Origin of the sequence: Acidovorax sp. sif0632, assembly GCF_019218805.1 — a bacterium.
In the GTDB taxonomy this organism is placed as follows: Bacteria; Pseudomonadota; Gammaproteobacteria; order Burkholderiales; family Burkholderiaceae_C; genus Acidovorax; species Acidovorax facilis.
In genome coordinates this window covers 892099-914918 of the sequence record NZ_JAHUWW010000001.1, presented here as the reverse complement: position 1 = coordinate 914918, position 22820 = coordinate 892099, and the positions used below count along the sequence as shown (strand labels likewise).

Sequence of the window (22820 nt, the reverse complement as noted above, 5' to 3'; positions counted from 1 at the left end):
GGACTGCCCGAGACCGCGCTATCACAGACCGCAGGGAGTTATGCAGGACATCCCTAGGGATCCTCTGCACGAATTGAGCGGCAAGTGGGGGCTGCGGATCGGGATGGGCTGCAAGGCGCAAAAACGCAGCAATGGCCGTAGCTAGCGCGAGTATTTGCAACGCCGCAGACCGCCCGAGGCCGCAGATGCACACGGCGCGGTGATTCGTACAGAGGGTCCCTACGACTGGCAGTTTGAGAGCCCGGAGCGTTCCCGCAAATACGCCAGGACTTCACCGTAGGCCCCTTGAAACTCAATGCGGTCAGCCCGGCTTTCGCGCTGGTAGGCGTACATGGGGTCGTAGTAACACCGCAGCAGCGCCGTGATCCAGTCGCGGTGCTGCGCAGCATCGCCCTGCGCCTTCTGCTGGGCCAGGGCGCGGAGCATCGTCGCCCGCAGCAGCTGGTGACGATCTCCCCCAAGGCGCTTGTGCAGTTTGTCCAGGCTTTCCAGCAGGCGGGCAGAGAAGGCGTCAAACCCCTGCACCACGCCCTGCGCAGCACAAAAATCGGCGCACTGCGCGACCACGTAGTCCCGCAGGATGCGCTCGACCCTGGCTTCAAAGGGCTCGTCGACATACACCATCGGGGCCTGCTCCAGGCACAGCCTCAGCTCCAGCGGCACAGCGCAGCGCCCCACATGCCGGCCCTCGTCCTCGACGACGAACAGCCGCTGCCCTGCCGCGCGCTTCTTGAGGATGTCGATGGCCAGCTGGTTCTCGAAATCAATCTGCGCGGGCTGGCCACTCACACGCTGGCCAAAGCTGGAGCCCCGGTGGTTCGCGTACCGCTCCAGGTCAAGTCCGCTGGCCAGCTGTTCAATCAACTCGGTCTTGCCGGTGCCCGTGAGCCCGCCAAGCACTACAAACCGGCATTCCTGCGCGGCAGCCTGCGTGGTCTGCAGCAGGAAGGTGCGCATGGCCTTGTAACCACCGATCACGCGGGGGTAGTCGATGCCCGCTTCGCTCTGCAGCCACTGCTGGACGATCTGGGAGCGCAAGCCGCCGCGAAAACAATAGAGCACGCCCTGCGGATGGGCCCGTGCAAACTCGGCCCAAGCCTGGGTGCGCGCCCGCTTGATGTCGCCGGACACCAGCGTGTGCCCCAGCGCAATGGCCGCCTGCTGGCCCCGCTGCTTGTAGCAGGTGCCCACCTGCTGGCGCTCGGCATCGTCCATCAAGGGTAGGTTGACCACTGCAGGGAAAGCCCCCTGGGCAAACTCCACGGGTGCACGCACATCCATCATGGGCACATCGTTCAGAAAGATGTGCCGGTAGTCGGCCAGGTTCTCCATGGTCAGCCCAAAACGACAGCGAAGGCCTGTCGCGCGGTCAAGTGGCCGATGGGCGCAAGCTGCAAGCCACACCCGGCTGCCACTTGCAGAAAATCGCTCTCGCCTTCGGGTGCCACGGCAACCAACAAGCCGCCGCTGGTCTGTGGGTCGCACAACAGTTGCTTCTGCGTGTCGTCCAGCGGCGCAATCCTGGCGCCATAGCTGTCGAAGTTGCGCTGGGTGCCGCCGGGCACGCAGCCTTCGGCCAGGTAGTACTCCACGCCGCTCAGGCGCGGTACGGCGGCATAGTCAAGGACCGCCGTCAGGCCACTGCCCTCGGCCATCTCGACCAGGTGGCCTAGCAAGCCAAAGCCCGTGACATCGGTCATGGCAATGACGCCCGGCAACTTGCCAAAACGGCTGCCGGGCTGGTTGAGGGTGCACATCAGGTCGCGCGCGCGGCCTACGTCCTCGGGCCGCAGCTTGGCCTTTTTCTCTGCGGTGGTGAGGATGCCGATCCCCAGCGGCTTGGTCAGGTACAGGCGGCAGCCCGCCGTGGCGGTGTCGTTGCGCTTGAGGTGGCGTTTTTCCACCACGCCCGTCACGGCCAGCCCGAAGATGGGCTCCGGCGCATCTATCGAATGCCCGCCGGCCAGCGGAATGCCTGCAGCGTCGCACACCGCGCGTCCGCCGCGTACCACCTCGCGTGCCACCTCGGGCGGCAGCACATTCACCGGCCAACCCAGGATGGCAATGGCCATCAGGGGGTCTGCACCCATGGCATAGATGTCGCTGATGGCATTGGTGGCAGCAATACGCCCGAAGTCGAACGGGTCGTCCACGATGGGCATGAAAAAGTCGGTGGTGGACACCACACCGCGTTCGTCGTCCAGCGCGTACACGGCAGCGTCGTCCCGCGAGGCATTGCCCACCCACAGGCGCGGGTCCAGGTTCTGGGCGCCGCTGCCCGCCAGGATCACGTCGAGCACCTTGGGGCTGATCTTGCATCCACAGCCTGCACCGTGGCTGTATTGGGTGAGACGGATGGGGGTGCTGGGGGAGGCGATGCCAGGAGGGGTGTCGGGAGAAGTCATGGCCGCATTGTCCCGAATCGGCGGGCTACTACCATTACGGGGCCGCAAAAACACCAGGGCCTGCCCACGCATTTGATTTGCGTGGGGAGGCCCTGAGGGGTGCGCCCGGCCAAAGCCGATCCGGGGCGCAACACGTGGCCGGTCAGGCCGCGGGTGTCAGCTCCGACACTCCGCCCATGTAGGGGCGGAGAACGGCCGGAACCTCGACGGTTCCGTCCGCACGCTGATAGTTTTCCAGCACAGCCACCAGCGTGCGGCCCACGGCCAGGCCGGAGCCATTCAGCGTGTGCAGCAGTTCGTTCTTGCCTTGTGCATTCTTGAAACGGGCCTGCAGGCGGCGGGCCTGGAAGGCTTCGCAGTTGCTCACCGAGCTGATCTCACGGTAGGTGTTCTGCGCGGGCAGCCACACTTCCAGGTCGTAGGTCTTGGCGGCGCCAAAGCCCATGTCGCCGGTGCACAGGCTCATCACGCGGTAGGGCAGGCCCAGCTTCTGCAGGACGGTCTCTGCGTGGCGGGTCATTTCTTCCAGCGCTTCGTAGCTCTTGTCGGGATGCACGATCTGCACCATCTCGACCTTGTCGAACTGGTGCTGGCGGATCATGCCGCGCGTGTCGCGGCCGTAGCTGCCAGCCTCAGAACGGAAGCACGGCGTGTGGGCCGTGAGCTTGATGGGCAGGTCGGACTCGGCCACCACCACATCGCGCACAAAGTTGGTCAGCGGTACTTCGCTGGTGGGGATGAGGTAGAGCGCCGCGTTGTCGGGCACAGGCTCGCCGTCCTGGCCGCCCTTCTTGGCGGCAAACAGATCGCCTTCAAACTTGGGCAGCTGGCCGGTGCCCTTGAGGGAATCGGCATTCACCGCGTAGGGCACATAGCACTCGGTGTAGCCATGCTCCTGGGTCTGAACGTCCAGCATGAACTGGCTCAGTGCGCGATGCAGGCGGGCGATGGAGCCCTTCATGACGGTGAAGCGCGAGCCCGAGAGCTTGACGCCCATGTCGAAGTCCAGGCCCAGCGGTGTGCCCACATCCACATGGTCCTTCACTTCGAAATCGAACTTGGCGGGGGTGCCCCAGCGACGCACTTCCACGTTGCCCGCTTCGTCGCTGCCCACAGGCACGGATTCATGTGGCAGGTTGGGCACAGCGACCAGCATGGCCAGCAGCTCGGCCTGGATCTGTTCCAGGCGGGCAGCGGATTGCTCCAGTTCCACCTTGCCTGCGGCCACCTGGGCCTTGATGGCTTCGGCACCATCCTTGTCGCCCCGGCTCATCAGCATGCCGACCTGCTTGGACAGCTGGTTGCGCTGGGCCTGCAGCTCTTCGGTGCGGGTCTGGAGGGTCTTGCGCTCGGACTCCAGGGCCTGGAAAGCGGAGACGTCCAGGAAGGCCTGGGGCTTTTTGCGGGTTTCCAGCCGCGCGATGGCGGTGTCGAGGTCTTTGCGGAGGAGAAGAATGTCAAGCATGGCTGGATTTTAAAGGGGTGGTCGGCCTGGGCTCAGGCAAGGATTGCCGGGTCGAAGTTGGCGCCGCAGAGAATGAGGGCCACCGTTTCCTGCGGCTGGGGCTTGTAGGCACCGATCTGCAGCGCCGCCAAACCCAGCGCGGCAGCGGGCTCCACGGCCAGTTTCAACTCTTTCCACAGCCACAGCTGGGCGGCGCGGATGGCGTCGTCGGGCAGCAGCAGGGCATCGTGCACATGGCGCTGGCTGACCTCCCAGCCAATGGCGCCGATGCGGCGCGCGCCGAGGGAATCAGCGGCCACGCCACCCACGTCCACATCCACCGGCTGGCCTGCGGCGCGCGCCGCGTGCAGGGTGGGCGCAAGTTCTGGCTCCAACGCGACAACATGGGCGCGGCTCTCCACCCACGCGGCCACGCCGCCGATGAGGCCACCGCCGCCCACACTGACCAGCACAGTGTCGGGCAGACGGCCACCCTGCTCTTCCATCTCCAGTGCCAAGGTGCCTGCACCGGCCACCACCTCGGGCTGGTCGTAGGCGTGGGCCTGCAGCGCGCCGGTGGCCTTCTGGCGGGCCACGCAGGCCTCGAAGGCTTGTGAATAGGCAGCGCCGGTGACGACCACCTCGGCGCCCAGCGCGCGCAGCCGGGCGCGCTTGGCCTCGGGCGACACCTCGGGCACAAACACCTCGCAGCGCACACCCAGCGCCTTGGCGGCAGCAGCGACGGCAATTCCGGCGTTGCCGCCTGAGGCAATGATCACACCACTCTCGGGCACCGGGTTGGCCAGGAGGCGGTACAACATGCCGCGCGCCTTGAAGCTGCCGCCCACCTGCAGGTGCTCCAGCTTGAGCCAGACCTCGGCGCAATCCACACCCAGGGACTTGCCAGAAACGCGCATCAGCGGCGTGGTGCGCAAAAAATCAGGCTGGGTGGCCAGTTGGTGGCGGGCGGCGGCGATGGCGGCGCGGTCGATCATGCAGGGGCTCCGGTGAAGCTGGTGGGGTCAGAAGAACGGGCAGTGTAGGGGTTGCCCGCAACATGCAGACACAACGCTGACTGCACGCGCGCCGCACAACTGCCGATAACATGGGCAGAGCAGCCCCCACCCCAACGCGGTGGTCGGCCTGCGCGCAGGAGAAAAAGCATGTTCTTTGTGTTCGGCCCTTCGGGCCAGATGTACCGGGGTGGACCCGAAAACCTGGCGCGTATTTCTGCGGTGCGCAGTGTGCAGCGCCCGCAGGCCCTGCGCACGCGGGCCATGGACGCGCAAGATGGTCAGCCGAGGCCGATCTTCACGGCCTCGCCCCGTCCCACTGCGGCCGATGCCAGCGCTGCCGCACCTGCCGCCATCGTCAACCTGCGCATGCACGACGCCGTGAGCGCCTATGCGCAAACCGAACAAGGCCCCCAGGCCACCGCCCGCCAGCCGCTGACCAAGGTGAGCGACGTGATGACCACCGGTGGCGTGAGTGTGGCGCCCGGTGTGCGCGTGAACGATGCCTGGCAGACCCTGGCCGAGCACAAGGTGGCGCAGGCGCCGGTCGTGGATGCGCTGGGCCGCGTGATTGGCCTGCTGCTGCGGGCCGACATGGCGCCGCTGGACCTGCTGCCCGAGCCCGGTGCCGTCAAGCAGGCCATCGACCTGGCGCGCCGCCCGGTATCCGAAGTGATGGTGAGCCCCGTGCCCACCGTGTCGCCCGACACCGAGCTGCGCCGCGTGGCCGCCGTGCTGCTGGACACGGGCCTGCCCGGCCTGCCGGTGACCGACGAGGCGGGCGTGCTGTCGGGTTTTATCTCCCGCACCGACATCCTGCGCGCGGTGGCGGCGGACCCACCGCTGGATTTGTGGAGCGGGCCTGCGATGGCGCTGTAGCGCAACCCATCCTGCACGGCGACAAAACAGGATTCAAATCAGGCCCTAGCGCTTATCCATCAAGCGCTAACAGCTATCAATTAAGAAGCAAAAACAAACGAACACCTTCCCATGAGGTGCCCGCTGCCCCAGATCAATGCCCCGCAGGCCCGGTCTCTGGCGTGCGCTCGGTGATGCTCAAGCCGGTGGTCGCGTCGATTTTGAGCCCCTTGGGCAGCGGGAACTTGATGGTTTCCTCGATGCCCGCCATGGTGCGTACCGACACAGCGCCCAGCGCCTTGATGCGGTCGATGACCTGCTGCACCAGGATTTCCGGCGCCGAGGCTCCGGCGGTCAGCCCCACGCGGGCGAGGCCATCAAACCACTCGCCCTTCAGCTCGTCGGCGCTGTCCACCATGTAGGCGGTGGTGCCCAGCTTGGCGGCCAGCTCGCGCAGGCGGTTGCTGTTGGAGCTGGTGGGGCTCCCCACCACGATCACCACATCCACCTGCGGACTCAGCACCTTGACGGCATCCTGGCGGTTCTGGGTGGCGTAGCAGATGTCCTGCTGCTTGGGCTCGCGCACGCTGGGAAAGCGCGCGCGCACGGCGGCAGAGATTTCGGCCGCATCGTCCACGCTCAGTGTGGTCTGCGTGACCACGGCCAGCTTCTCGGTCTGCCGCGGCTGCACCCGGGCCACGTCTTCCACGTCTTCCACCAGGTGGATGCCATGGTCGAGCTGGCCCATGGTGCCCTCGACCTCGGGGTGGCCCTTGTGGCCGATCATGATGAACTCGTAGCCCTCTTTGGCGAGCTTGGCCACTTCGACGTGCACCTTGGTCACCAGCGGGCAGGTGGCGTCAAAAATGCTGAAGCCACGCGCCACGGCCTCCTGCTGCACGGCCTTGCTCACGCCGTGGGCACTGAAGACCAGCGTGGCGCCGGGTGGCACGTCCGACAGCTCTTCGATGAAGATCGCGCCCTTGGCCTTGAGGTCGTTGACCACGTAGGTGTTGTGCACGATCTCGTGGCGCACGTAGATGGGGGCGCCAAACTTCTGGATGGCGCGCTCCACGATCTCGATGGCGCGGTCCACCCCTGCGCAAAACCCGCGCGGCTCGGCCAGCAGGATCTCTTGCGGCGCCTGCATCACAGGATCCCGATCAGCTGCACTTCAAAGGTCACCGGCTGGCCCGCCAGAGGGTGATTGAAGTCGAACAGCACCGCGCCGTCGTCACGCACCTGCATCACGGCCCCCGCGTAGCTGCCCTGGCCGTCGGGCGTGGGGAACTGCACCACGTCGCCCACGTTGTATTTCTCGTCGGGGTCGCCCAGCTCGTTCATCAGCTTGCGCGCCACCCACTGCTGCATGTCGGGGTTGCGCTCGCCAAAGGCTTCGCCCGCAGGCAGCTCGAACGTGGTGCGCGTGCCCTCGGCCAGGCCCAGCAGGCGCTGCTCCATGGCGGGCGACAACTCGCCCGTGCCCAGCGACAGGGTGGCGGGTTTGTCGGCAAAGGTGTTGATCACATCGCCTGCAGGGCCCGCCAGACGGTAATGCAAGGTGAGGAAAGAGCCCGGCTGGACGGTGGGAACGGAGGCATCGATAGAGGTCATGAAAGTCCCGATAAACTGGCCTGCATTGTAGAAAACCGGGCAAAGCCCTACGCCCGTCACTCCCTGACAGGCGTCAAAGACCCTCGCGCCATGCCCCTCAAAGACCTGCCCGCCGACGCCCAGCCCCGCGAAAAGCTGCTGGCGCGAGGCCCCGCCGCCCTGGCCGATGCCGAGCTGCTGGCCATCCTGCTGCGCACGGGCATCGTGGGCAAGGGCGTGCTGCAGATGGCGCAGGAGCTGCTGGACCCGCCCGGCATCGACCCGGACACCGGCGCCATCACCGGCGGCTTTGGCGGCATTGCCGGGCTGCTGCACACCAGCGCGGCCGACCTGGAACGCATCAAGGGCCTGGGCCCCGCCAAACGCGCCGAGCTGGTGGCCGTGCTGGAGCTGGCCCGCCGCGCCCTAGCCCAGCAGCTGCGCGAGCGCGAGGTGTTCGACTCCCCCGACACCGTCAAGCACTACCTGCAGCTGCACCTGGCGGCCAAGGGGCACGAGGTGTTTGCGGTGCTGTTCCTCGATGCGCAGAACCGCCTGCTGGCGCTGGAGGAACTGTTTCGCGGCACGCTCACGCAAACCAGCGTGTACCCGCGCGAAGTGGTGCTGCGCGCCCTGCACCACCAGGCCGCCGCCGTGGTGCTGGCCCACAACCACCCGAGCGGCAACGTGCAACCCAGCCGCGCTGACGAGGCCCTGACCCAGACCCTGAAGACCACGCTGGCACTGGTGGATGTGCGCGTGCTCGACCACGTGATCGTGGCGCCGGGCCAGGCGTTGTCGATGGCAGAAAAGGGCCTGGTGTGACTTCGCCTGCGCCCGCACCGGCCCACCCGACGACGGCATTACACGCCGCGCTGGCACGTGCTGCGCGCGGCTCAGAAGGCCCTATGGGCGCCGCCCAGCCTGCCCCTGCCCCCACCGCCGTGCCCCGATCCGCCCGGCGCGCAGGTTTGGCCGACAAGAAGGCTGCGGCCAAGGCGGCGATGCGGCCTGTCCGTCATGCCCCCGCGCCGCCCGCCATCAGTGACAACCCGGCACCGCCCCGACGCCGCGCACCACCCGCCCCTCGCCGGGCAGGCGAACGCATCACCCAGCTGCAGGACCTGGCCACCGTGGCCCGCCGCCTGCGCGAGGATCAGGAACGCCGCGAGGCCGAGGAGAAAGCCCAGCGCGAAGCCGCCGCCCGGGCCGAGGCCGAGCGCCACCTCTTCAGCCGCAGCGTGGGCCCCGTCACGCCACTGCGCAACCCCAACGTGGCGCGGTTGCGCAAGCACCAGCCCCCGCCGCTGCCCGTGCAGCACTGGTTGGATGAAGAGCGCGTGCTGCGCGAATCCATCAGCGACGACTTTGACGTGACCACGCTGCTGGACACGGACGACCAGTTGAGCTTCCGCCGCCCCGGCATCGGCGTGGAAGTGACGAGCCGCCTGCGCGCGGGCCATTGGAGCATCCAGCGCCAGCTGGACCTGCACGGCCTGCGCGTGGACGAGGCGCGCGAGGCGCTGGGCGACTTCATCCGCCACGCCCACAAGACCGGCCTGCGCTGCGTGCGCGTGGTGCACGGCAAGGGCCTGGGCTCACCGGGAAAGAGCCCGGTCCTCAAAGGCCGGGTGCACAGTTGGCTGGTGCAGAAGAACGAAGTCCTGGCCTTTGTGCAAGCCCGGGGGGATGAAGGTGGAGCAGGTGCGTTGGTGGTCCTGCTACGCTCGGCGCAGAAGATGCTGCGGAAATAGGGCCTAGCGCTTGACAGAAAAGCACTGGTTGCTATTTCATAGCAATTACTACAGCATCATCCGCACGATACGCTTCCAGAATTTGGCCGTGAAGCTTCCGGTCAAACCGGACCACCCTGCACCCGGACGTAGCAGAAGGGGATGGCGCTGTGGGCAGGGATCCGCATACCTACCTGGCACTGGGGCAAGGTATTTGGCGTAACGATGGTGTAACCGGGGGTCGCCTGGATGCCCAGGATCAACACATCTTCATCCCCGGAGTTGTAGACCACCTCATCAATATTGGCAGGGAAGTTGTACGAAGACCCGATGTAGTTGGCCGCATCAATGCTGCCGTTCGAGTACGCATTGCGTGCACCAAAGACGCTGCCCAGCACCAGGGTCACCCCCACGGCTGCCGCCAGCAGCGAGTAGAACCTGCCGCTCTGCCCCTGGCGCCGAAAGGCATTCCAAGCCAGCAATCCCAGGGCACCCGACAAAGCCAGCATCCCCAAGTCAGACAACGTGGGGATCGAGGAACTCAGTCCAAAGCTGATGACTCCGCCGGAAGCCGGCTGCGCCAGCGCTGCCAAAGAGGAAAACAACCCCAACCCAGCACAGGCCCAGCGGCGGATAGCGGTTCGGTTCATAGTGACTCCAAAAAGAGAATGGCGGGCAATGAGCCCCCAATAGAGGAGCCTGCTCCCCCCCATGGCGGTCACTCTAACACGTAACACTTTGTCTCCAAGAGCGGTATTTGTGTCCGTCCAGACTTACTTCGAGAGGTCGATCGCGTACTTCGACGTGCCCTTGCCCGATCCATCATCGGCCGCCAGCAGCGACACATTGGCCAGCCCGCCCGCCTGTGCCGCGCTCAGCGCATTGGCGCCCGAGCTGAACACCACCGGGCTCGCCACCGTGGCCTTGGCAAAGCGCCAGCTCTTGGCCGCGCCGTTGCCCGTGCGGGTCACGGCCGGGTTCTTGCGGATGTAGTCGATCACCACGTCGCGGTTGGCGTCGGGCGAGGCCCAGATGGTGCCCGAGCCATCGAGCTTGTCGATAAAGCTCTTGCCGCTGGTGGCGCGGTAGTTGTTGGTGGCGATCACAAACTCCTGCGCCACGTCGATGGGCTTGCCCAGGTAGCTCAAGTTCTTGATGCGGCTGCCCACGGGCTGCGTCACGTCGATCTCGTACTGCACGTCGGCGGTGGTGAATATGTCAAAGTTGTACCCAGGGAACGTGCTGATGAGCTGCTGCTCGCCGGTCTTGGCAGGGTCGATCTGGTTGAAGCGCTTGGCGGCGGCCTCCAGCCAGTTCTTGATGTCGCCACCATTGACCTTCACCGCATACACCGTGTTGGGGTACAGGTAGAGGTCAGCTGCGTTGTTGATGGCCAGCGGGCCCACGGCCACGTCGGTGTAGTCGGCGCCGCCCTGGAAGCCGCTCTTGAACGGCGCACTCACCGACAGCACGGGCAGCTGCGCATACTGCGGCAGGTTGGCCTTGACATAGGCCGCCACATAGGCCTGCTGGGCCTGGTTCACGATCTGAATCGCGCCCGGGTCACCCACATCGGCAAACAGCGTGCTCATGCGGAAGTCGGTCTGGCCGATGGGCGTCTTCACGTACTGGATCGCGGCCTGGTGCTGCGTCTCGATCAGCGGGGCGATGGCAGGGTCGGCATCCACGGTGACCGTCGTGCCCGCAGCGTTCTTGCTCTGGATGTTGCGCAACTCGCTCTTGCTGGCGGACTTGTTGACCACCCACTTGGTGCCATCCCACTGCAGCGCGAGCTGCACCACACCCAAGGCCTTGCCCCAGGAGCTGGCCATCACCGCTGGCACGCCGTTGATGGTGCCCGCCTTGTGGTCCACCCCCGGCAGCTTGAAGCCGGGGATGGCCGCCGTGTCGGGGAACACGCCGTGCTGGTGGCCCATCACCATCGCATCGATGCCAGCCACCTTCGACAGGTACAGGCCGGGGTTCTCCATGGTGGGCGAATACGCCGCGCCGTCCAGCCCGCCGTGCAGAAGAGCCACCACGAGGTCAGCGCCCTTGGCGCGCAGTTCGGGCACGTACTTGTTGGCCGCCTCCACCGCGCCTTCGGTAGTGACCTTGCCTTCGAGGTAGCGCTTGTCCCAGTTCATGATGCCCGGCGTGGTGAAGCCGATCACGCCGATCTTGATGGGCAGCTTCACGTCCTTGCCATCCGCGCTCTTGGCCACCAGGGTGCGCTCCAGCAACGTGTAGGGCTGCACCAGCGGCTTCTTGGTCTTGTTGCTGACCACATTGGCCAGCACCACCGGGAAGCCCGCGCCAGCGCACTTCTTGGAGCCATCCACGCCGTCCACATCCAGGCCGCCGCCCAGCACCTGGTTCAGAAAGGGCAAGCCGTAGTTGAATTCGTGGTTGCCGAGGGTGCCCGCGTCAAAGCCCAGGGAGCCCATGGCCTTGTACATCGACAGCTGCTGCGTGCAGGGGATGGGGTTGATGGTGGCTTCGTAGTCGGCCAGCGCCGTGCCCTGGATGGTGTCGCCGTTGTCCACCAGCAGCGTATTGGCAAACTCCTTGCGCGCGGCGCGCACCAGCGTGGCCGTGCGCTCAAAGCCATAGCTCTTGTCCTCGGCCAGCTTGAAGTAGTCGTAGCTGCGCACGTTGAAGTGCAGGTCGGTGGTCTCCAGCACGGCCAGCGTGGCCGTGGCGCCCGCATTGTTACTGCTGTCGTCGCTGCCACCGCAAGCAGCCAGCGAAGCCGCCAGTGCCACCATGCCTAGCGCGGCAACGCGGCGCGACATGTGCGAAGAAAGAAGCGAATGGATTGGAGTGCGCGCAGACATGAACAGTCCCTGGGTGAAAGAAGGGACCGAGTGTCTGGCAGGGGTTTGACAGCGGTGTGACGCGGCACCCCGTCGTCAGGATGTCAGTCGATGCGGTGCACGTCGCCGTTGTGCGGGGAAGCACTTTCGTGGAACAGGTCTTCGAGGAACTGCGCCAGTTCATGTTCTTCGACAAAGTCGGGGATCACAAAGCCTGAGGGTGTGCGTTTACCATCAGCGCCCACGCGGTAGGCCTGCCACAGCGCACCTTCGCGCCGCACCTCGACGATGCGGCCAAAAACATGGAAACGCGGGTGGTTCATGGGATTCAAGCGTGTCAGATGGAGCGTGTGCGCTCCATTGCAATCGCCGACGGGGCAAAACCCATTCTCGCAAAAAATTCGGATGCACCTGGACGGCCAGCGCGCAACACCCAGGTGGCTGCGGGCGCCTTGGCCAATGCTTGTTGCACCAACGCGCGCCCCAGCCCCCGGCCCCGAAACGCAGGGGCCACGACCAGCATGGACAAATAACCATTGCTCAGCCCGTCAGTAATGGCGCGCGCATAGCCCACCACCTCGTCCCCGTGCAGCGCCACCAGGTTGCACTGCGACGCAGCCACCAGCGCCTCGAACTTCGACAGGGTGCCTAGCCGGTGCGACCAGCCGTGCGCAACCAGCAAGGCATACACCTGCGGAAGGTCCTGATCAACAAGGTCTCTGACCGCCATGGCCCCTACCCCTGCGGCTCTTGCGGATAGCCATCCCCGATCACGACCCAGGGGGCTTTGGAGTCCACGTAGATGTGTTTTTGGGGTGGCGTGTCGTAGGGCGTGTCCAGCGTGCCCAGCGGCACGGCCACCCAGTCGGCGTGGGCGCCCTCGCTGTGCCACAGCAGGGGCGAGCCACACACCGAGCAGAACGTGCGTGTGACCTGGGCCGAAGACTGGTAGGTGCGCACCAGCGCCTGGCCCTGGACGAAGCGGTGGTGCTCGCGCCGCACGTTGCCATAGCTGGCGAACGCTGCGCCATGGGCCTTGCGGCACATGGCGCAGTGGCAATGCGATGAGGCCTTGACGGGCGCGGTGGTCTCATAGCGGACGCCGCCACACAGACAGCTTCCTTGGTGCACAACGGGGTTGTTCATGGCCGTTCTTCCTTGGGGGATGGGCGCGATGCGATGCAGTGACCGTGTAGGCTCAAGGTGCAGCAGCTGCGGCAGAGGGGCTCACTGAAGCGATCAGGTCCACCTCCACCGTCGCGTTCTTGGGCAGCTGCAGCACGCCCACCGACGTGCGGGTGTGCGCGCCCGCCTCACCCAGCACGGTAAACAGGATTTCCGACGCACCGTCGGCCACCTCGCTTTGCTGCGTGAATGTCGGCGCCGACTGCACGTAGACCGTGATGCGCAGGATGGATTGCACCGCATCAAGCGAGCCCAGCGCGCGTTGCAACAGCGCCAGTGCGCGCATCGCGCACACCTTCGCAGCCTTCTGCGCATCGGCCAGCGACGCCCCGGCACCCGCGTCCCCGGTGACCACCACCGTGTCGCCCACACGCGGGATCTGGCCGCTCAGGTAGATGTGGTGCCCATCGCGGACCAGCGGCACGTAGTTGCCGCCGATCTTGATCTCGCCATCGAAGCTGTAGCCCAGGGCCTGGGCCTGATCCTGAAAACGTTGGTCGCGTGACATATGAAGACAAACAAGTGGAGTGCAGACAATGAAGAAGGGCGACGACGGCAACGTCACATCACCCCGCGAAGGGCCTTATCAGCGCATGGTGGCGCTCTGCGTCCATGCCCTTGCGCTGCTCCCGCGCCAGCGCATGGCGCGATGTGGGCAGCAGGTAGGCCAGCGGGCGGCGGTCCGGGTCCATGTCCAGGCGCACGGACAGGCCCTGCGTGGCGCGGTAGCCCTTGAGCTGGTTGGCGACCGAGCCTTGAATGACCGGCGGTGTGCCGCCACTCTCCTCGAAGAAGACGAGGTATTGGTCGTGCTGCTGCTGCGTCACCTCAACCCAGACGCCCCAGCCGAAATAATCATCCCGATAGGTGAAGGGCACGGGCAGCACGCAGCGGATGAACCATCGCTTGCCGTCGAGCGTGCAGAAATCCTGGTTGTAGCGGGCGCGCCGGTAGCGGTCCAGGTAGCTGAGCTCGAACACGGCGTCGGGCAGGCCGCAGCCGATGTCCGTGGCCAGCTCTTCATGCCACTCGCCGCAACTGCCGCAGCGAAAACCGGAGCGCTCGCCGGACTTGCGCGCTTTGGCGGGCGTTGCTGTCTTGCGTGCAGTGGTCTTGCGGACGGTGGTCACGGGCATGGCGCAGCGGCGGCGAAACCGGCGGGGTAACGGGAGGAGCCCGAATTTAACAGGCGCATCGCATCAGGCGTGCCGTGCGAACGGGTCCACCCGCGAAGCCAGCGACAGCGGCCCCGCCAGTGCACCCGAGGGTCTGGCTCTGCCAGTCCACCGGGTGCATCCCCGTTCAGGGGTAAACCAGCGCATCCGCTCAGGGGACGCCCCGATTCCTCATCCAGTCGGCCGTGCCCATGAAGCTCTCCTTCAAGCGCGCGCGCAGGTCTGCGGGCACGCCGGTCTCGCCCATGGCCTGGTCCATGCAGGCCACCCACTGGTCGCGCTCCTTGATACCGATAGAAAACGGCATGTGGCGCGCGCGCAGCCGGGGGTGGCCGAACTGGTCGGTGTAGTACGAGGGACCGCCAAGCCAGCCGCAGAGGAACATGAACAGCTTTTGCCGCGCCTGACCCAGGTCGCTGCCGTGGGCGGCCCGCAGCTCCGCGTAGCCTGGCTCCAGGTCCATCAGGTCGTAAAAGCGCTCGACCAACGCGCGCACCCGGCTTTCGCCACCGATCCATTCGAAGGGGATGACGGCAGCCACGGCATCGGTGCCTTCGCTACCAGCTTGGGGGGTATCAGAATTCATAGCAAAACAGGCCCTAGCGCTTATCCATAAAGCGCAACAAGCTATCGAAAATATAGCAAATCAACTACAACACAGGCCAAGGCCATGCACCTGCTCACTCTGCCGAGCGCCGCAGCGTATCGACCACCGGGCGCAGCAACACCTCACGCAGGCCCCACCAGCCCGCAGCCAGCGCCAGCACGGCCCCAGCCACGGCGCCCGCCAGGGGCACCCAGGGGGCAGCCGTCCAGGTGAAGTCGAACACAAAGCGCGCCAACGCCCAGCCCACGCCCACCGCCACGGCGCTGGCCAGAAAGCCCGCGAGCAGGCCCACGCCCATCAGCTCGGCGCGCTGCACCTGCCGCAGCAGGCTGGCGCGGGCGCCCACGGCGCGCATGATGGCGTATTCGCGAGCACGCTCTTCACGCGTGGCCGTGACGGCGGCGAACAGCACCACCAGCCCAGCAGCCAGGGTGAAGGCGAACAGGAATTCGACCGCGCGGATCACCTGCTCCAGCACGCGCTGCACCTGGGCAATGGTGGCGCCCATGTCCACGTTGGTGATGTTGGGAAACTGGCGCACCAGACCGTTGTCAAAGCCGTTGGTCTCGGGCGCACGGTAGGCCGCCAGGTAGGTCACGGGCACCTCCTTGACGGTGGCCACGGGGTACATCACGAAGAAGTTGGCCCGCATCGAGCCCCAGTCCACCTTGCGCAGGCTGGTGATGCGTGCCTCGTTCTGCACGCCGCCCATGTCGAACAGCAGGCGGTCGCCCATCTTCAGGCCCAGGGTTTCGGCAATGCCTTCCTCGACGCTGATCGCGCCCTCTTCGCCCGGCGTCCAGGCACCGGCAACCACCTGGTTGTGGGGCGGTGCCTCCACGGCGTTCGACAAGTTGAACTCACGGTCCACCAGGCGCTTGGCGCGGTCGTCGGTGTAGTCGGCCGGGCCCACGGGTTTGCCGTTCACGGCCAGCAGGCGGCCCCGGATCATGGGGTACCAGTCGTACTTGGCCACGCCACCGTCCTTGAGCGTCTGCTGGAAGGCGTCGGCCTGGTCGGGCATCACGTTGATCACAAAACGGTTGGGCGCATCGGGCGGGGTGGCCTTGCGCCAGCTGTCCACCAGGTCGGTGCGCAGCAGCACCAGCAGCACCAGCGCCAGCAGCCCCACGGCCAGGCTGCTCACCTGCACCACGGCATAGGCCGGGCGCGCAGAAATCTGCCGTGTGGCCAGTACCAGCCAGCGGGGCGCGGTGGCCTCGTTCACACTTTTACGCAGCAGCTTCACCGCCACCCACGACAGCCCGGCAAAGAGGGCCACCGCCCCGGCAAAGCCACCCACGGCAATCAGGCCCAGCGTGATGTCGCTGCTGACCGTGAGCAGCAAGGCGGCAAAGCCTGCCACCCCAATGCCCAGCACCGCCAGCGAGGCAGGCTTGAGACCGCCCACGTCGCGCCGGATCACCCGCAGCGGCGGCACCTGGGCCAGTTGCAGCACAGGCGGCAGACCAAAGGCAAACAGCAGCGTGAGCCCCATGCCCAGCCCAAACGCCACGGGCCACAGGCTGGGCGGCGGCAGGGCCGACTCGACCAGGCCCGCCAGCAGCAGCACAAACGCGTAGTGCACCAGATAGCCCAGCGCCACACCCAATGAGCTGGCAAACAGGCCCACCAACGCAAATTCGGCCGTGTAGGCGCCCGCGATGGTGCGCTGGCTTTGGCCCAGCACCCGCAGCATGGCCGAGGCATCCAGGTGCTCGGCCGCAAAGCCGCGCGCGGCCAGGGCCACGGCCACGGCCGACAGCAGCGCTGCCAGCAGGGCCACCAGGCTCAGGAATTTCTGCGCGCGGTCCAGCGTCTGGCGCATTTCCGGGCGGCCGCTTTCGAGCGACTCCACGCGCACGCCGTGCACTTCGTTTTTTTTCGATTCGGCAACAGCCCATTCGCTGAACGCCTTGACCGCAGGGGCCGACCCGATAACGGCGAAGCGGTAGGTCAGGCGGCTTGCGGGCTGCACCAGGCCGGTGGCGGGCAGGTCGGCCTCGTTCACCATCACCCGTGGGGCGAAGCTCATGAAACCGGCACCGCGGTCGGGCTCGATCACGATGATGCGTGCAATGCGCAGCTGCGAATCGCCCAGCAGCAGCATGTCGCCCATCGCCAGGTTCAACGATTCGAGCAGCGGGGCATCCACCCACACCTCGCCGCGCGCCGGGATGTCGCGGGTGGGCAGGTCGAGCGCGCCGGGGGCGTCTGCCACCTTGAGGCTGCCACGCAGCGGGTAGCCCGGGGGCACGCTTTTGAGCGCCACCAGCTTGCTGGCGCCGCCCTGGGCGTCACTGGCGCGGCCCATGGTCGGAAAGCCCAGCGTGGTCACTGTCTGCAGGCCCAGGGCCTTGGCCTGCTCGACAAAGGCGGGGGGCGTGGGGTTGTCGCTGGCCACTACGGCATCGCCGCCGAGCAGCTGCAAGGCATCGCGCTGCAGGCCACCTTGCAGGCGGTCGGCAAAAAAACCGACCGACGTGAGGGCTGCCACCGCCAGCGTAACGGCCACGATCAGCAGCCGCAACTCGCCCGCGCGCAGGTCACGGGCCAGCGTGCGCCAGCCCAAGCGTAAAAAAGACAGGTTCATGGCGCTGAACCTTAGCGCAAATGGAACGCTCTGGCGAAGCTCAGGGCTTTGCGCCCGCTGCGGCCACCTGGGCCTCTGCGCTGCCGTCTGCCTCTGCCGTTTGCAGGCGATGCTCCAGCGCACGCAGCACCGGCACAATCTGCGCGCCCACATGGATCTGCGGGTTGGAGAAGCCGTCTTGCTTGCCCGCCTCCACCTCGCGCTGCGCAATCACGGGGACGGCCTTGGCAAAGGCTTCGGTGAACGAATGCGTCTGGCGCAGCTGTTCGTGGAACACCGCCCGGCCAAAGAAGGTCAGCTCGGAGCGCGTGCCGCAGCCATATGACGTGTGCGTGGCATCGGCGGCGGTCATGATGAGGCTGCTGTCGGTGGCCAAAGGCTCGATCCAGCCGCCCGAGAAACAGGCCGACACGGCAATCACGCGGTGGCGGATGCCCGCCTCGTCCAGCATGGCGCGCAGCATTTCGGGCGTGACGGGGGGCACCTCCAGCGGCCAGTGCGAGGCCGCCAGCTCATGGTTGCGCGCACCGTGCGAGGTCATGTAGATCACCAGCACATCGCTGTCACGGTCCATGCGCTGGGCCAGCGCAGCGATGGCACGCTGCAGGTTCTGCGGCGTGGCCCAGGCATGCGTATCGGCGGTTTCTGCGTGGTTGAGCAGGTGAACCACACGGCCCTGGGCGTCAAAGCGCTCTTGCAGCAGCGTGCTGACCATGGTGCTTTCACGCCGGAACACGTTTTCGCTGGCGTAGGGGGCGAACACGAGCCCATAGACATCCACCACGCCATCGCGGCCAGCAGGCAGGGCCTGCACTTGCCGATCCCAGAGCGCCTGCTGGTTTTCAAAGACTGCTTGCGAGAGCACAAGGTGCGCGGGCTCCGGTTGTGCCTGTCCCTCCTCGCCCGACTGGGCAGAGGCAGCGGCCAAGGCGTCCAGCTCCCAGGGCTGGTCCTGGAACTGCCACATGCCCACCCCGATCACGGCTGCCATCGCCACCGAAAAGATGGCCGTGCGCAGCCGCGAGCGGATGAAGCGTGCACTCACCACCACCAGCGTGGCCAGCACCCACAGCGTGAGCACGCCATAGGCCACCCAGAAAACATTGCCAGCCACCGCCCCGCCCCACAGGTCTGGCTTGTGCGCCACGGCCCCCATCAAGGCATACAGCAGCAACAAAGGCGCCAGCGGAGCCCACGCCGACAACACATACCAGGCCGCCAGCCCGCCCGAAGGCCCCGAAACACCCTCCGAGGGCTCTTGTGCCGCCGCACGCTGGGCCGGGGCCATGGCCCACCAGGCCAGCCACATCAGCACCAGGCTGCTCCACATCGGCGCCAGCCAGCCCCGCAGATTGAACTGCACAGGCCCCGCCACCTGAAACCGCGCAGCCCCCACCAGCAACGCGCCACCCAGCAGCGATAGCACCAGCACCTGCCAGGGTGAAGGCGCTGCAGCAGCAGTGCGCGGCGACAGGAACAACGCGGCCCGCAGGCCTTCACGCATCCAGTCCCACAGGGACAACTTGGCGGGAGCCGGGGCCATGGTGGATGCGGCGCCGGCAGATGGCGCGGGCGGCTGCTCCCCCAAGGGAATTTCGATCTTGGCGGACTCGGGCCCCCACTGGCTGGGCAGGGTATCGGCCCAGGCGCTCTTGGCGTTCAGGTCTTTCATGGGGCGATCATGCCATTGCGGGAGAGGTTTCTTTCAACCACCAGCCGGTAGTTCGGACTGCGATGTTTCCCGAAATCGCGTGACGCCCCCTTCACACAGCCCCGCCTCCTCAGGCGACAGTTCCAGCTCCGCCCCTGGCCACCGGTACGACGGGTACCTGCGCCAACTCCGGCTGCAGGACCAGCCGATCTGTGCCGCTGTAGCAGACAAACCGGCGATTGGTGGCGCGCCCGATGGCGCACAGGCCCAGTTGCTGCGCTACGGCGTGTCCCATCTGGGTCATGCCGCTGCGGGACACCACGATGGGGACGCCCATCTGCGCAGATTTGATGACCATTTCGCTGGTGAGTCGGCCCGTGGTGTAGAACACCTTGTCTGCACCGGACATGGGCGCGTGCAGGCTCTCCGAAGCAGCATTTTCTGCAGGCGTGCCGCCGGATAGCGTGGAGGAAGCGCCCCCTTGCGGCACCTTGCCATCTGTATTCATCCACATCCACCCTGCAATGGTGTCGATGGCGTTATGGCGCCCCACGTCTTCCACAAAGGTGAGCAGCGCCTCCCCCCGGAACAAGGCGCAACCATGCACGGAGCCTGCGGACTTGTAGGTGGTTTCCTTGAGGCGGATGGCGTTGACGATGCCGTACAACTCGCCCTGTGTCAGGCGTGCCTCGGGCAAGGTGATGCGGTCCACCTCGTCCATGAGCCCGCCAAACACACTGCCTTGGCCGCAGCCGGTGGTGACCACCTTGCTCGCGGTGCGCTCTTCAATGCGGGCGATGCCGTGGCGCGTGCGCACGGCGGCGGCGTGCACCTCCCAATCGACGGTGATGGATTCGATGTCGAACACGGACTCCACCAGCCGCTGGTTGCGCAAATAGCCCAGCACCAGCAGTTCCGGCTGCGCGCCCAGGGTCATGAGGGTGACGAGTTCACGCTTGTCGACATAGATGGTGAGCGGCCGCTCGGCGGGAATCTGCACCTGCTCGCGTTCACCCAGCTCGTTGACGACCTCCACGCTGTGGGTGAGGGGCGCATGCGCCTGCGTCAGGCGCGGCAGCACGGGCGCAGCCGGGGAGGCGGAAGGTGATGAAAGAGACATGGGGCGAATATACGCAGTACCTCTCCCCAAGGAGGGGCATGGGGCATCTGAATCGGGGAAAAGCACGTACGGCGACCACCACAAAAAAGCCGCGCTCCACCAAGTGGGCGCGGCTCTTTTTGACAGCGGGACAGTGGCTGGCGTCAGGACTTGGGCGCTGACGCAGCTGCGGCAGGTGCCAGCGTGCTGGGTGGGCTGCTGGCCGTGCCCGGTGGCGAATGGGCACCCGCCGCTTCAATGGGCTTGGCAGCGGGCGGTGTGTAGGCGAAGGGGCCGGGGTCGGTGCACGCAGCGCCTGCCGCCGTTGCAGGCTTGGCTGTTGGCGTGGTTTTGCGGTAGTGGGCCGCCACACGGTCTTGTGACAGGCACAGCTTGTAGTTGTCCACCTTGCCGGCCCAGGCGGCTTTGGCCGCCGCCTCTGCAGCTTTGGCGGCAGCCTCCGGTGAAGGCGCAGGCAGCTTGGCCGATGCCAGGGTACAGACGCTGGCCGCGCACAACGCCAGCAGGGAAGATCGAGAAAATTGCATCATGGTGCGAAACCTCATACCTGCGCGGGCTGGCCCGCAGATGGTGTAGCTGCAGCTTCGGCTGCGGATGGGTTGGCGCTGCGCTGGCGGGGAATCTTGCCCGCTTGCACGTCGTCGTACCAAAGCTCGTGGTGCTCCTTGGCCCACCCCTCGCTCACGTACCCCGTCCTCATGGCCTTGTAGGCGCCGCGCATGCCCACCGTGCCCATGTAGATGTGGCCGCAGATCAGCGCCATCATCCAGATCGCCAGGGTGGCGTGGATCATGTGGGCGATCTGCATGTCGCCGCGCACGTCACCAAAGCCAGGAATGAGCTTGTCGAGCACCAAGCCGGTGGCCACCACAAAGATGCCGGGGATGGTGATACCCCACCAGAACAGGCCCTTCTCGCCGGCGTTGAAGCGGTGGGAAGGAACCTGGTGGTCACCCCCCAGCATGCCGCCGCCCTTGGACAGCCACACAAAGTCGGCCCGGTTGGCGATGTTGTCCTTGACGAAGGTAAGGATGATCACCAGCAATGAGACAGCAAACAGCGGTCCCATGAAGTTGTGTACGTTCTTGAGCGCATACGTAAGCCAGCCAAACAGCGTGGCCCCCATGATGGGCAGCAGGAAGAACTTGCCAAACGCCATGACAATGCCAGAGATGGCCAACGCGATGAACGCAAAGGCATTGGACCAGTGCGCAGCACGCTCGAAAGGTGTGAAGCGTTCGATGCGGCGGGCTCCGGTGCCGTCAGGGTGTTCATGCCCCAGCGGACCTTTGACAAAGTAGAAGATGCCCAGCGCCAGCAACACGATGGCAAACAAGGCCGCACCGTAAGGAATGATCCAGTGGTTGCGCACCTGGCGCCATGCCTCGCCTGCGTTGGTGAAACGCGAGCCTGGGTACTGCACGAACGGCTGGATCAGGTTGCCCGCCTCGGGCGCCTGGCTTTTCGGCAGGCTGCTGTAGCCCGTCACGCCCTGCCCCACCTGGCGCCACATGGGCGCGTTGTTGCCGGGCTGCACCTTGGCGCGTTCGCCATTGGTCTGCTCGGCGTATTTGGGGTCTGCGCTGGCGTCTGGCTTGACCTCGAAAATGTTTTGGCTTTGAATGCCGCCGGTCGCTGCGGGAGCAGCCGGTGCCGTGACCGCAGGCGCGGCGGCATCTAGCGCTGCCGGAGCCTGGGCACCCGCTGGCCCCCAGGCACATCCCACCGCCAAAGCCAGGGACCACATGATGTGTTTCATGGCGGGCCTCACTTGGACTGGGTGCGGGTGTATTCGTTCTGGCCGTACAGCTGACGCGCCTTCAACTGCGCTTCCCAACCGGCTTTGTCTCCGGCCTTCCAGCCGGGCTGCATGAAATTGCTGCCCGTACCTGCATAGGGAGCTGCATCGCTACGGATGCCCGCGCCGGTCTGCGGCTTCTCGCCACAGGCGGTCAGCGCCACCAGCGCCACAGCGGCGGCCAGGGCCGAATGAACAAGACGCTTCATCATCATGACTTGCCTCCTGCAGGCTGGCCTGCCTGTTGTGACCCATAGGCCGTGCCCCAGCCCCACACTTCGGCGCCCTTGCCACGCTGCACCACCCGGTTGCGGAAGATATCTGCCACCACATCGCCATCACCGGCCAGCAGGGCCTTGGTGGAGCACATTTCTGCGCAGGCGGGCAGTTTGCCCTCGGCAAGGCGGTTGCGGCCGTATTTTTCAAACTCGGCCTGGCTGCCGTGGGCCTCGGGGCCACCGGCGCAGAAGGTGCACTTGTCCATCTTGCCACGCACGCCGAAGGTACCGGACGAAGGGAACTGCGGCGCGCCAAAGGGGCAGGCGTAGCTGCAATAGCCGCAACCAATGCACACATCCTTGTCGTGCAGCACCACACCTTCTTCGGTGCGATAAAAGCAATTGACGGGGCAAACAGCCATGCAGGGTGCATCGCTGCAGTGCATGCACGCGACCGAGATGGATTTTTCGCCCGGTACACCGTCATTGAGCGTGACCACGCGGCGGCGGTTCACGCCCCAGGGCACCTCGTGTTCGTTTTTGCAGGCGGTCACGCAGCCGTTGCATTCGATGCAGCGCTCTGCGTCACAGATGAATTTCATTCGTGCCAT

Annotated in this window: 24 protein-coding genes; 3 read left to right on the top strand and 21 right to left on the bottom strand. The window is 66.0% G+C overall.

Features of this window, described 5'->3' with window-relative positions:
- Positions 1-219: 219 nt before the first annotated feature.
- From mnmH to KW832_RS04135, 4 genes are all read right to left on the bottom strand, one after another.
- A complete protein-coding gene (gene mnmH, locus KW832_RS04150) occupies positions 220-1332 on the bottom strand; it encodes a tRNA 2-selenouridine(34) synthase MnmH (protein ID WP_218298596.1) in 1113 nt (370 codons plus the stop codon).
- Positions 1333-1334: 2 nt separating this feature from the next.
- A complete protein-coding gene (gene selD / locus KW832_RS04145) occupies positions 1335-2405 on the bottom strand; it encodes a selenide, water dikinase SelD (protein ID WP_218298597.1) in 1071 nt (356 codons plus the stop codon).
- Positions 2406-2547: 142 nt separating this feature from the next.
- Complete coding sequence (serS, locus tag KW832_RS04140) at positions 2548-3870, bottom strand: serine--tRNA ligase (RefSeq protein ID WP_121421012.1); 1323 nt, start codon at positions 3868-3870, stop codon at positions 2548-2550.
- Positions 3871-3902: 32 nt separating this feature from the next.
- Positions 3903-4844 (bottom strand): threonine/serine dehydratase, encoded by a 942-nt coding sequence (locus tag KW832_RS04135; RefSeq protein WP_055402251.1) that lies wholly within the window; start codon positions 4842-4844, stop codon positions 3903-3905.
- A 168-nt stretch (positions 4845-5012) separates the two neighbouring features.
- Between KW832_RS04135 and KW832_RS04130 the strand changes: the two genes are divergently transcribed.
- Complete coding sequence (locus KW832_RS04130) at positions 5013-5741, top strand: HPP family protein (RefSeq protein ID WP_218298598.1); 729 nt, start codon at positions 5013-5015, stop codon at positions 5739-5741.
- Positions 5742-5874: 133 nt separating this feature from the next.
- Here the strand turns inward: KW832_RS04130 and ispH are convergent, their stop codons facing one another.
- Positions 5875-6870 carry a 4-hydroxy-3-methylbut-2-enyl diphosphate reductase gene (ispH, locus tag KW832_RS04125; protein ID WP_055402245.1) on the bottom strand — a complete coding sequence of 332 codons (996 nt, stop codon included), beginning with the start codon at positions 6868-6870 and terminating at the stop codon, positions 5875-5877.
- A complete protein-coding gene (locus KW832_RS04120; RefSeq protein WP_121507311.1) occupies positions 6870-7334 on the bottom strand; it encodes a peptidylprolyl isomerase in 465 nt (154 codons plus the stop codon). The genes ispH and KW832_RS04120 overlap by 1 nt, the downstream gene beginning before the upstream one ends.
- 90 nt (positions 7335-7424) lie before the next feature.
- Here KW832_RS04120 and radC point away from each other — a divergent pair, with 90 nt between their 5' ends.
- Positions 7425-8138, top strand: coding sequence for a DNA repair protein RadC (gene radC / locus KW832_RS04115; RefSeq protein ID WP_218298599.1), 714 nt, complete (start codon positions 7425-7427; stop codon positions 8136-8138).
- Positions 8139-8284: 146 nt separating this feature from the next.
- A complete protein-coding gene (locus tag KW832_RS04110) occupies positions 8285-9067 on the top strand; it encodes a Smr/MutS family protein (protein WP_228898884.1) in 783 nt (260 codons plus the stop codon).
- Positions 9068-9168: 101 nt separating this feature from the next.
- Here the strand turns inward: KW832_RS04110 and KW832_RS04105 are convergent, their stop codons facing one another.
- From KW832_RS04105 to fdh3B, 15 genes are all read right to left on the bottom strand, one after another.
- Complete coding sequence (locus tag KW832_RS04105) at positions 9169-9696, bottom strand: midcut-by-XrtH protein (RefSeq protein WP_218298600.1); 528 nt, start codon at positions 9694-9696, stop codon at positions 9169-9171.
- A 123-nt stretch (positions 9697-9819) separates the two neighbouring features.
- On the bottom strand, positions 9820-11841 hold the full coding sequence (locus KW832_RS04100) for a bifunctional 2',3'-cyclic-nucleotide 2'-phosphodiesterase/3'-nucleotidase (RefSeq protein WP_218298601.1): 2022 nt from the start codon (positions 11839-11841) through the stop codon (positions 9820-9822).
- Positions 11842-11966: 125 nt separating this feature from the next.
- Positions 11967-12185, bottom strand: coding sequence for a hypothetical protein (locus KW832_RS04095; protein WP_121507315.1), 219 nt, complete (start codon positions 12183-12185; stop codon positions 11967-11969).
- 14 nt (positions 12186-12199) lie between these two features.
- Positions 12200-12592: a GNAT family N-acetyltransferase gene (locus KW832_RS04090; protein WP_255577482.1), complete on the bottom strand. Its 393-nt coding sequence runs from the start codon at positions 12590-12592 to the stop codon at positions 12200-12202.
- A gap of 5 nt (positions 12593-12597) precedes the next feature.
- Positions 12598-13008, bottom strand: coding sequence for a GFA family protein (locus KW832_RS04085; RefSeq protein WP_218298602.1), 411 nt, complete (start codon positions 13006-13008; stop codon positions 12598-12600).
- Between the two features lie 52 nt (positions 13009-13060).
- Positions 13061-13555: a RidA family protein gene (locus KW832_RS04080; protein WP_218298603.1), complete on the bottom strand. Its 495-nt coding sequence runs from the start codon at positions 13553-13555 to the stop codon at positions 13061-13063.
- A gap of 58 nt (positions 13556-13613) precedes the next feature.
- Positions 13614-14183, bottom strand: coding sequence for a DUF2199 domain-containing protein (locus KW832_RS04075; RefSeq protein ID WP_218298604.1), 570 nt, complete (start codon positions 14181-14183; stop codon positions 13614-13616).
- A 190-nt stretch (positions 14184-14373) separates the two neighbouring features.
- Positions 14374-14808 carry a group II truncated hemoglobin gene (locus KW832_RS04070; protein ID WP_218298605.1) on the bottom strand — a complete coding sequence of 145 codons (435 nt, stop codon included), beginning with the start codon at positions 14806-14808 and terminating at the stop codon, positions 14374-14376.
- Positions 14809-14902: 94 nt separating this feature from the next.
- Complete coding sequence (locus tag KW832_RS04065; RefSeq protein ID WP_218298606.1) at positions 14903-17422, bottom strand: ABC transporter permease; 2520 nt, start codon at positions 17420-17422, stop codon at positions 14903-14905.
- A 40-nt stretch (positions 17423-17462) separates the two neighbouring features.
- Entirely contained in the window at positions 17463-19094 is a 1632-nt protein-coding gene (locus KW832_RS04060; protein WP_218298607.1) for a C13 family peptidase, read from the bottom strand.
- Between the two features lie 109 nt (positions 19095-19203).
- Positions 19204-20193, bottom strand: coding sequence for a formate dehydrogenase accessory sulfurtransferase FdhD (locus tag KW832_RS04055; protein WP_218298608.1), 990 nt, complete (start codon positions 20191-20193; stop codon positions 19204-19206).
- Positions 20194-20336: 143 nt separating this feature from the next.
- Positions 20337-20723 (bottom strand): hypothetical protein, encoded by a 387-nt coding sequence (locus KW832_RS04050; RefSeq protein ID WP_121422843.1) that lies wholly within the window; start codon positions 20721-20723, stop codon positions 20337-20339.
- An 11-nt stretch (positions 20724-20734) separates the two neighbouring features.
- A complete protein-coding gene (locus tag KW832_RS04045; protein ID WP_218298609.1) occupies positions 20735-21952 on the bottom strand; it encodes a formate dehydrogenase subunit gamma in 1218 nt (405 codons plus the stop codon).
- 8 nt (positions 21953-21960) lie between these two features.
- A complete protein-coding gene (locus tag KW832_RS04040; protein ID WP_055402825.1) occupies positions 21961-22203 on the bottom strand; it encodes a hypothetical protein in 243 nt (80 codons plus the stop codon).
- A complete protein-coding gene (fdh3B, locus tag KW832_RS04035; RefSeq protein WP_108616030.1) occupies positions 22203-22820 on the bottom strand; it encodes a formate dehydrogenase FDH3 subunit beta in 618 nt (205 codons plus the stop codon). The genes KW832_RS04040 and fdh3B overlap by 1 nt, the downstream gene beginning before the upstream one ends.